The organism is Photorhabdus bodei, from assembly GCF_003287735.1.
Lineage (GTDB): Bacteria > Pseudomonadota > Gammaproteobacteria > Enterobacterales > Enterobacteriaceae > Photorhabdus > Photorhabdus kayaii.
In genome coordinates, this window is the sequence record NZ_NSCM01000001.1 from 181,439 (window position 1) to 191,660 (window position 10,222).

Here is a 10,222-nt window from a genome sequence, read left to right on the forward strand (position 1 = left end):
TTATCTCCAGCGCTGCTGCTCTGTTTTTTATATCTCTCTGAATTTTTTTATAATGCCGTGCATTAAATGCGCGGCATATTTAATCCATAAATAATTCAGGTTGTCTTTAACTAAATAAAATCGTTACATAGCTCTTGTAATTTATTAATAACACGCCCCACATGGAAACCGTCACAAGCAGCATGATGCACCTGAATTGCCAAAGGCAACTGAGTTTGATTTCCATTTTGGTAAAATTTTCCCATTGTAAATATGGGTGGAAAATAATCGATAAAACTTGCAATGTTCAAGTTAAATCCATCAAAACTTACCCACGGCACTGATGATATGTGAAAGTGATTTTCAGGTAGTTCTGGTTTAGAAAAAAAGCAAAGATCATCTTTATAGGTTTCATAATCATCAGAATAGTTTTTCATAAACTCGGACAGATCAGAATTGAACTCAGTCCAAATCGCTGAGAATGTTTCTATTTCCTTGTGAAAGATTGTATACGCAGGATTTACACCATCCCATACAATTAATTCTTCATCTTTTATAGCCATTCTGAACTCAGAATAAGAGTTCACAACTTTTGATATTAAATAAATCATGGTTGGATAGAATTTATATTGTTTTTCTACCAACGAAGATAACAAATGGGTAATATCAATTTTTGCTGTTAGACTAAATCCGCATTGCACAACATTACGGTAATGCAAAAAATGCTCTTTCCTATCCCAGAGATCTATATCAACCTTTGAGTAATTCATGTTTTCCCCTTCTAATGTAAAATTTAACAAATTGATTAAATTAGAAGGGCTGCTCTTTCTGTTTGTATTGGACTCATAATCACTCCGGTATGAAATTGGATTAAATACTCAGTCTCTGACGAAGAAAAATTATACATTAGCTAAAAACAAATAACTACCAACACAGCAACTATGCTCCGTTTATCTCCTGAGCAATCAACCTTGGCAAATTTGACTCAATATATCACTTTCTGTTTTGATAGCCCGAACGGCCTCCGACGGTAACAAATCGCGCCGTCAACAACAGGAAATCTTCAAATGTTACATTATCAACCAAGACATGACCTCCTACAACAACGTATTATTTTGGTGACAGGTGCTGGAGAGGGTATTGGCCGTGAAGCGGCTTTGACTTACGCCCGTTACGGTGCACAAGTGATCTTACTTGGCAGAACAACACACAAACTGGAAACTGTCCAAAAAGAGATTGAACAAGCAGGTGGTGCCCCTGCAACTGTTTACACCATGGATCTGCTTACCGCCACAGCCGAAGAGTGTCAGGCATTCGCTGGCGATTTAGCGCAACATTATCCGCATCTGGATGGCGTATTGCATAATGCCGGATTACTGGGAGCTGTCGCACCGATGGCAGAGCAGCCAGTGCAATTATGGCATGATGTTATGCAAGTCAACGTCAATGCGGCCTTTATGTTAACGCAAGCCTTATTACCGCTATTATTGAAGTCACCTGACGGATCATTAATCTTTACCAGTTCGAGCGTTGGCCGCGAAGGTCGTTGTGGTTGGGGAGCCTATTCCGCCTCTAAATTTGCAACCGAAGGCATGATGCAAGTTTTAGCGGCTGAATATAAACACACTTCTCTACGCGTTAATTGTATTAATCCCGGCGGTACACGCACAAATATGCGCACCCGCGCATTCCCTAACGAAAATTCTGCTAAACTGAAAACACCGGCAGATATTATGCCACTGTATCTTTATCTTATGGGCAGCGATAGTCTGCATAAAACAGGCATCAGTTTTGATGCCCAACCCGGACGCAAAGCAGGACCAGCCGAATAATGACAATCAATGACAACCAACATCAAAAAAGGCAACAACGCCTAAAAGAAAAAGTGGATTTTCGTATTGAAGCCGCCCAGTTAGAACGGGGTATTCTCATCGTTTTTACCGGCAATGGTAAAGGCAAAACCACTGCGGCATTTGGCACCGTGACCCGAGCGATAGGTCATGGATTTCGCGCCGGTGTGATCCAGTTTATCAAGGGGAAATGGGAGAATGGCGAGAAAAATCTACTGGAACAGCATGGGGTGAATTTTCATGTTATGGCAACAGGTTTTACCTGGGAAACCCAAAGCCGGGAAACGGATACTGTAGCCTGCCAACAGGTATGGCGCTATGCGTTAGAGATGTTATCTGATCCCGATTTGGATCTAGTTGTCTTGGATGAACTGACTTATATGGTGAGTTATGGCTACCTTCCTCTGGAAGAAGTTATTACTGCGCTCAACCACCGACCGGAACACCAATCCGTGATTATCACCGGCCGCGGTTGTCATCGTGAATTATTGGAAATGGCAGATACCGTGACAGAGATGCGCCCGGTAAAACATGCCTTTGACGCCGGCATTAAGGCACAAAAAGGGATCGATTGGTAAAAAAGGCCCCGTTATGACACACGAGACCCAGAAAACTTAACGACCTTTTGGTGCGGTTGTTCGCCCCGCATTCTGGCGTGAACTGCCCGGGCGTTTACCTGCCGATGGACGCGATGCGACTTGAGCATGGCGTTTAACCGCTCGGCGGATTTGGTTAGCTTTAAGACGGCGTTGATCACGCCCAACGGCCACTTTGGAAACCGTCTCTTCATTCAAATCCACTAATTGGCGTAAATAGTTAGTCTGCTCCAGACCCAGTTCCGTCCATCCCCCGCGTGGTAAGCCTTTTGGCAAACTAATATCCCCATAACGCACACGAATAAGACGGCTCACCTGTACACCAACTGCTTCCCAAAGACGACGAACTTCACGGTTACGTCCTTCTGTCAGCGTGACGTTATACCATTGATTCATCCCCTCCCCCCCCTTAAACGCGATAGTACGGAATGAAGCTGGACCATCTTCCAGTTGAATCCCTTTAGCCAGTTGTTTCAATTTGGCATCATCAACTTCACCAAAGACACGGACAGCATATTCGCGTTCAACTTCACGGCTTGGATGCATCAAGCGATTAGCCAGTTCGCCATCCGTGGTAAATAACAATAAACCACAGGTATTCACATCCAGACGCCCAACCGCTATCCAGCGGGAACCTAGCAATTTAGGCAGACGATCAAAAACCGTTGGCCGTCCTTCTGGATCATGACGAGTACAAAGCTCACCCTCTGGTTTGTAATAAGCCAAAACACGGCAAACCGCTTTTTGTGATTCTTTGATATTTAATACCCGACCATCGAGGCGGATTTTTGTGGCGGGCTGAACTTCAAGGCGATCACCTAAAGTTGCAATCTTACCGTCAACACTGACGCGCCCCTGTTGAATATAACCTTCTATTTCGCGGCGGGAACCGTGACCGGAACGCGCGAGAATTTTCTGTAACTTTTCAGATTTCTGTATCTTACCGCTCATTGAGCAACCTCTGTTGTCGCCTTCACAGGCGTCGTGTTATATATCAATCAATACGTTATGATAGAATTCAATCATAACAAACTGATTTTAATACATTTGATAGCATAGAATGCTAGAAAATAGCTCATACATTCTAATCCGTGGCCGAGCATTCTACACTAATTTCAGACACAATGATTCTAATCCAGCACCAGCAATTCCCATCACGCGAAAACTGAAAACATCATGACTGGCGTAAGGGAACAATATCTCCATCCTTATCGCGATTTACCGACATTTAATATAACAGATTCCCCATTATCAGGATTAAAAAACCCAACACTGATCATATTTCATACTATCCATTCTGACGGCCAATTAATTACACATTATAATAATTCAATAACGTAACTATTAAATAATCAATATTCTCTGTGGTAAATGACCATTTTATACCCGAATCCCGACCACGGATGCTCAGGTCACTTATTGGTCAGCATCACTGACTTTTTAACACTTAAATTAAACAAAAGGGATAGTATGATGAGTAAACGCAACAACTTTGTGGCGAGAGGCACGAGTTATCTTTTAATTTACCTTACCGCCATTCAGCCGCTCCACCCGGCGATTGCCGCAGGAATAACACCGGATAATAACCAGACACAGGTACAAAACCAAAGCAACGTCCCGGTGGTCAATATTGCCACGCCGAATGACGCGGGGATATCCCACAACACCTATAAAGAATTTAACATTGTCACTCAAGGCACCGTACTCAATAACGCCACGCAAGCGGCTAAATCGCAACTGGCGGGGCAACTTAACGCTAACCCTAATCTGCATGGAAAAGCGGCAGAACTGATTATTAATGAAGTGACCGGCAGCGGACAATCTAATTTACAAGGCCAGTTGGAGATTTTCGGCAATAAAGCCAATGTGATGATTGCTAACCCCAACGGCATTACCTGTGATGGCTGTGGTTTTATTAATACTTCGAGCGCAACACTGACCACGGGTAAACCTCAATTTGATAAACAGGGCGCGTTGGAAGCCTTAGAAGTTAAAACAGGCCAGATTACCCTTGGCGGCAAAGGGTTAGATGGCAAGGCGACGGATTATGTCGATATTATCAGTCGGGCAACGGAATTAAATGGAAAAATTCAGGCGAATAACCTGTCCCTGACGCAAGGTGCTAGCCGAATCAGCTTAAAAGATGGCACAATTAAACCTATCGCTGGCGAAGGCGCACGACAGAAAACCAGAACGATTTAGGGTTGTTGTATAACTCGCTGCCCGCCTGGAAAAAAGGTGCACTGATAATCAAATTGACTTATCCACTTATTCTTTCAGTTATCAAATTAATTAATAACTATAATTTCAAACAATATAATGGTGGCCTGAAATTTATAATTTGGGGCCACCATTTCATTAAATTTTATTTAAATTTCCATTCATGCCAAACACTAAGATTAAATTAGAGGCTTACAAATCAATCCTGACAAAACTGATATCCTATCACTCTTGAATTGGTGATGGATTTGCAATACTTTTCAGTGAATCAGGAACGGTTTCTCTGAAATACATATCGCTGATTTTTGGTAAATTATTAACATAGAGATCATATGGCATCCAGAATGATTTTCCTTCAAATCGGCTATTCTGGAATATATCATTTTGCACGTCTTCTGGAATATTTTCCCATTCAGTAGATCCGGGGGAATATGGACCGTTATATTTAACGAAATTCCACGGATTATGCAATCGTACTAACTTAATATCATTCCATTGCTGAGCATCTAATATTAAATAAGCATGACCTGACACCAAATCCGTAGAGTAACCCGTTCCTTGATAAGTCACATGATGTTTTATTTTGAAGATATCGATAAATTTTTCATCCCAAATACGATCCTGATTACCCCGATTAATACTGGTATTTGCTGTCGATTCTATACCAAAATAGATTTCATTACCGCCGCCTAAATTCTCATAGCTTCCATGCAATTTCGCAAATGCTTTTTCAATCAGGTAATACCAAAACTCATTTTTATCTTCCATAGCAGAAAAACTAACTCGTGGCAGATCATCGTCAATCAATAAATAACCAATTGTCGATTGATTGATGATTCTGATCGAATATACCTGTCATCCTTCAAGTTGCCTCTTTGTTGGCTGCACTCACTCACCCCGGTCACATAGTTATCTATGCTCCCGGGGATTCGCTCCCTTGCCGCCGCGATGCATCTTGAAATCCATAAGGTATAAACCCCCGTTGGGTTATAAACCGGCGGATAGATAGCAGAAAATAACAAATTATGCCCTTCAGGATGGGATGCAATTGCCCCAATGGTGCTAACAAAACCGTAATTACCAAGATAAAGCTGGCCCATATCGATCATCTCTATCCCTTTAATAAACATGTTAGGGGATTCAATAAAATCTTTAATACGGTTATGCTTATCAACGCCCCCGCTTTGCCATTGCTCAGGAGGATATGAATCATCGACTAAATAGGCACTCTTCTCTGATAACGCTTTAATTAAGGCCAATACCGGATCTTTTGCATATAACGTGACGCCTTTAAAGTCAAAAGGTTCACAGGAAGCCAGAATATCATTTAATTCACTTAATTTTACCGCTTTATCAGGATCTCCGCTCAATGCTTCTTGCACTGATTTTTCAGCATATGCGTCACGTCCACATGCGATTAAATCTCTATCTGGTGATTTCGGCCATGTATGAACATTAGCGACATCAACTGGTTTATCGGAGAAATTAATAACTGACATTTTCAATATCCCTTGATTTTATAATGGATGGATAACCTTACGCTGTTATTTATATTAAATAGCCAGCCCAAAGGTTTTTACCTAATAATATGATTAAATAATTAGCAAATAAACTTACCTTGGGTGAGGTAAATACTTCCTTATCACGTTATTAAAATCAACTTAATTATTAAATAGATGATAATTTTATTTTATTGAGTCAGTATTAATAATTCGAAACAACAATAACCATTTCTATTCAATTAAAAAATCAAAAATATAAAGCCTGCGTATAATACACAGGATTTATATATACCCTTCATCTTTCAAGCTGCTGCTTTGTTGGCTGCGTTCACTTACCCCAGTCACATAGTTATCTATGCTCCTGGGGATGCGTTCTCTTGCCGCCGCACTGCAACTTGAAATCTATTGAGTATAGATTCTGAAAATAATTACTGCGTAGCTTATAAGAATGGCGTGATATTGCCAGCCCCTTCCCGTATTACAACCGGCGTATCCTCGGTTAAATCAATTACGGTGGTAGGCTGTTGCCCTAAATAACCCCCGTGAATAATCAGATCAACCCGTTTTCCCAAATTATCTTTAATTTCTTCAGGATCAGATTCAGCAAAATCATTGCCCGGCAAAATCAGGCTAGTGGACATCAATGGCTCACCCACTTGTTCAAGAAGCGCCAAGGCAATTGGATTAGATGGAACACGTAACCCGATGGTTTTCCGCTTATCATTCATCAAACGACGAGGTACTTCTTTCGTCGCACGCAAAATAAACGTGTAATTGCCCGGAGTATTATTCTTAATCAGACGAAAAGCCGAATTATCGACATAAGCATAAGTCGATATCTCCGACAAATCCCGGCACATTAAGGTGAAATTATGATGACTGTCTAACTGGCGAATACGACATATCCGAGTCATCGAATCTTTATCTTCCAGATGGCAACCAATCGCATAACCGGAATCAGTGGGGTAAACAACCACCCCACCTTTTTTCAACACATCCACACTTTGCCCTATTAAGCGGGGCTGCGGATTATCTGGATGAATATAAAAAAACTGGCTCATAAATTACCTCTTAATTTTATGCTGCCCCTACAGTGACCAGTTACGCCATATTGGTACCACATCACCGGGTAACCACAATTTACGCCCTAACTCTATCCATGAACAAGGCTGGTGAAAATCAGAACCTAACGAAGCCATCAAATCATATTCCCGTGACAACTGACCGAGATATTGCCGCTCGTTAGGTGCCTGCTGGCACTGTGCAACTTCCATTGCGTCACCACCATGTTGTTTAAACCAGGCAATCAGACGCTTCAACCATTTGGTCGATAAATCATATCGTCCCGGATGCGCAATGACTGCTTGACCACCTGATTGATGAATGGCATCAATAGCTTGTTCAATTGTACACCATTGCGGTGGAACGTATCCGATTTTTCCCTTTGCCAGATATTTTTTAAATATTTTCGCCATTGTTGGCTCTCTGCCCATTTCAATTAAATAACGGGCAAAATGGCCGCGTGTTACTTGTCCACCATTCGCTAATCGGCTCGCTCCTGCCCAAGCATCGGAAATACCCACCTTTGCCAGCTTGCGACCTATTTCAATTCCTCGTTCTTTCCTGAGTTCAGATTGTTTATTAAGTAATTCAATCATTGCATTTGACTGAATATCAATGTTCAGACCAATAATATGAATCTCGATATTTTGCCACAAGGTGGATATCTCAACCCCTGATATGAGCTTTAATGGCAAATCATGTTGGTTGATATATTCATGGGCTGGCAAAATAGCGTCTGTCGTATCGTGATCAGTCACGGCCAATACATTAACGCCCATTGCCACCGCTCGTTCGACCAATTCTGCTGGTGAAAGTAAACCATCCGATGCAGTCGTATGGCTATGCAGATCGTAAATTGTTACTAACTCAGTGGCTGAATTTGTCATTATCCCTTTCTCTGCCCAAATAGCTTAAAACGCTTGATGGGATAGCTTAACGGTAAATGGTCGCGTTTTACAGAAATAATCATGTTCAGTCCTAGAATATCGGGTTGAACATGATTATTTTAAGAATGAAAAAACTGACAGATAAGAAAAGTAATATCCCTTTTTATTGGCAAAGAAAAATTAACCGGCGTTTTTCTTCACCCAACCAATAGATTTCAAATAATAGGGCTTACCCGGATTATAGAGTGGCCCCATGTCGATGGTTTCATCATTAGATTTGGCAATATAGCCCATCCCTTCTCTGGCCGCATTTGCCAACAAGCCACAATCCTGATCGCCTGACCAAGAAAATATGCCTCCCAGTTTATTCTTAGCGACATATTCCGCTTTTTGCTTCACCGTGCGAGGGGTATCTAATGAGATAAAGTGTCCCTCTTTTTCACTAAACAAGAAATCAGCATCAGCATTGGTATCTGTCATTAGCACAAAGCCATTTTTCCCGCTAGCGAGAGTGTGTTCACTATCCAGATAATTATTAACAATATCAAAGAATTCAGGTGAACCTTTTTCCATTGTTCCTAACGCATCGCCAGTTTTATTATATTCGCGCGTTTCAAGATTTGCCCCTTTGCCCGCACGGCCATAGTTAGCATAACCTAAATGAATTTTCTCCAAAGGTATGCCAAGCTCCTGATGTAGGTAATTGATAGCAACTTCCGCGGATAAATCAGACGCATCTGATGGATCAGGATCTTTTGGCGAATAGAGATTAGTATGATGGCCGATATAAGGTGCCCACCCGGTACCAAAATAGTCGTAACTCATTAAGTAAATATTATCCAGACCATTCTTGACTAATTCAGCAATATTAGAGGTTTTTAATTTCGCTTTTACACCACTACAAGCAATGGAGATCTCTTTTCTATCCTCTCGCCCAAATCGACTATCCAAAGATTCACGTAATTCTTTAATTAACAGAGCGTAATGTTCTCCATCTTTATCACTAATAACATTACCTTCCTCTCCCGGGCTTCCAGGATATTCCCAGTCAATATCGACACAACTGAACATAGGAAAACGCTCAAAGAAATCAACAATACTGTCAACAAAAACACGACGCAGTGCCGCATCAGCCGCCATCACGGAGAAATAACCGGACATACTCCAGCCACCAATACTAAAAGCCAGTTCAAGTTTATGACCCGCTAAACGCGCCGTTTTCTGCAGTTCACGTAACCCACCTAATAAACCCGAAGCTCTCTTTTGTTGATAATAAGGCAAGAATGTTCCCGGACCGATATCAGTATTCGCGCTTTCTTTCGGTAATCCCACATTACGGGCAGTCCCTAAATCACCATAAGGGTCAAGAGGAACAATATGGCCTTCAGTAATTTTTATTTCACTCTGGCTATTCCAGCCATCGGCAACTTCTTTAATCTTCTTCCCTTTTACACCAGTATCACCGTAAATACCCAAGAAGCTAAATATTAACTTATCATAGGCAGTTACATTAATAGTGCTTAAATCAAACCCTCTTCCCCGATCACCAGCCCCTTTATCCTCACCATCCAAACGTGCATCATATTGGCACCAATCAGTAATATAAGCAGAAAGTTTTGGCCTGGATTTATCGCTTTCATATTCATTAAACATCGGGCGACAAACACGCGTCGCAGTATAAGAAAGATTGCCCGCAGAACCATCAGACTTAAAATTAACATCCGGCCGTTGATAGGTTTGTTCTGTAATAGCATCCGGTTGTAAAACCGGCGAAGGAATATCTTCGGTTGGATCAACGCGCCCATCGGTAGGATTTCCGTGCTGTTTTATCTCATCTTCCGTCGCTGGACGAATATATTTCCAGGCATTATGCGGTGTTCCCTCTTTAGCCGTAGGATCGGGAATATGCCAGCGCTCAACCCAATAAGTATTGGTATAAACACCACTATTAAAAATAACATTATAAACTTGGCCGCCTGCCTGATTATTCCATGCAGTTAATGGTTCACCAACAATATCACTTATGTCGGACATGGATTTCGATGAGGTATAAGTATATTTATTTACCATTTATAAACTCCAATGCGATTTATATTTAGCCTCCACATAATTAGAAGAGGCTAATT

9 protein-coding genes and 1 pseudogene are annotated in these 10,222 nt (G+C 41.5%); 3 read left to right on the forward strand and 7 right to left on the reverse strand.

The features are described 5' to 3' along the window. Positions 1-110 precede the first annotated feature (110 nt). Positions 111-749, reverse strand: coding sequence for a type A chloramphenicol O-acetyltransferase (gene catA / locus CKY02_RS00735; RefSeq protein WP_112893849.1), 639 nt, complete (start codon positions 747-749; stop codon positions 111-113). Positions 750-1,046: 297 nt separating this feature from the next. On the opposite strand from catA, the gene CKY02_RS00740 reads away from it, so the two are divergent. After that, positions 1,047-1,811, forward strand: a complete 765-nt coding sequence (locus CKY02_RS00740; protein WP_112893850.1) for a YciK family oxidoreductase — start codon at positions 1,047-1,049, stop codon at positions 1,809-1,811. Beyond that, positions 1,811-2,407 carry a cob(I)yrinic acid a,c-diamide adenosyltransferase gene (gene cobO / locus CKY02_RS00745; RefSeq protein ID WP_162119941.1) on the forward strand — a complete coding sequence of 199 codons (597 nt, stop codon included), beginning with the start codon at positions 1,811-1,813 and terminating at the stop codon, positions 2,405-2,407. The genes CKY02_RS00740 and cobO overlap by 1 nt, the downstream gene beginning before the upstream one ends. 36 nt (positions 2,408-2,443) lie before the next feature. On the opposite strand, the gene rluB is transcribed toward cobO, so the two are convergent. Beyond that, a complete protein-coding gene (gene rluB / locus CKY02_RS00750; RefSeq protein ID WP_112879405.1) occupies positions 2,444-3,376 on the reverse strand; it encodes a 23S rRNA pseudouridine(2605) synthase RluB in 933 nt (310 codons plus the stop codon). 522 nt (positions 3,377-3,898) lie between these two features. Between rluB and CKY02_RS00755 the strand changes: the two are divergent. Further along, positions 3,899-4,606: pseudogene (locus tag CKY02_RS00755) on the forward strand (filamentous hemagglutinin N-terminal domain-containing protein); the annotation flags it as partial. Positions 4,607-4,870: 264 nt separating this feature from the next. Here the strand turns inward: CKY02_RS00755 and CKY02_RS00760 are convergent. The 5 genes from CKY02_RS00760 to CKY02_RS00780 form a co-directional block, all read right to left on the reverse strand. Beyond that, complete coding sequence (locus CKY02_RS00760; RefSeq protein WP_238399055.1) at positions 4,871-5,452, reverse strand: C2 family cysteine protease; 582 nt, start codon at positions 5,450-5,452, stop codon at positions 4,871-4,873. Then, positions 5,449-6,144, reverse strand: coding sequence for a hypothetical protein (locus tag CKY02_RS00765; protein WP_193493025.1), 696 nt, complete (start codon positions 6,142-6,144; stop codon positions 5,449-5,451). The genes CKY02_RS00760 and CKY02_RS00765 overlap by 4 nt, the downstream gene beginning before the upstream one ends. 443 nt (positions 6,145-6,587) lie before the next feature. Then, positions 6,588-7,208, reverse strand: a complete 621-nt coding sequence (locus tag CKY02_RS00770; RefSeq protein ID WP_112893851.1) for an L-threonylcarbamoyladenylate synthase — start codon at positions 7,206-7,208, stop codon at positions 6,588-6,590. A gap of 27 nt (positions 7,209-7,235) precedes the next feature. Beyond that, on the reverse strand, positions 7,236-8,096 hold the full coding sequence (gene rnm / locus CKY02_RS00775) for an RNase RNM (protein ID WP_112875896.1): 861 nt from the start codon (positions 8,094-8,096) through the stop codon (positions 7,236-7,238). A gap of 180 nt (positions 8,097-8,276) precedes the next feature. Further along, complete coding sequence (locus CKY02_RS00780) at positions 8,277-10,166, reverse strand: glycoside hydrolase family 18 protein (protein WP_112893852.1); 1,890 nt, start codon at positions 10,164-10,166, stop codon at positions 8,277-8,279. Positions 10,167-10,222: the final 56 nt, after the last annotated feature.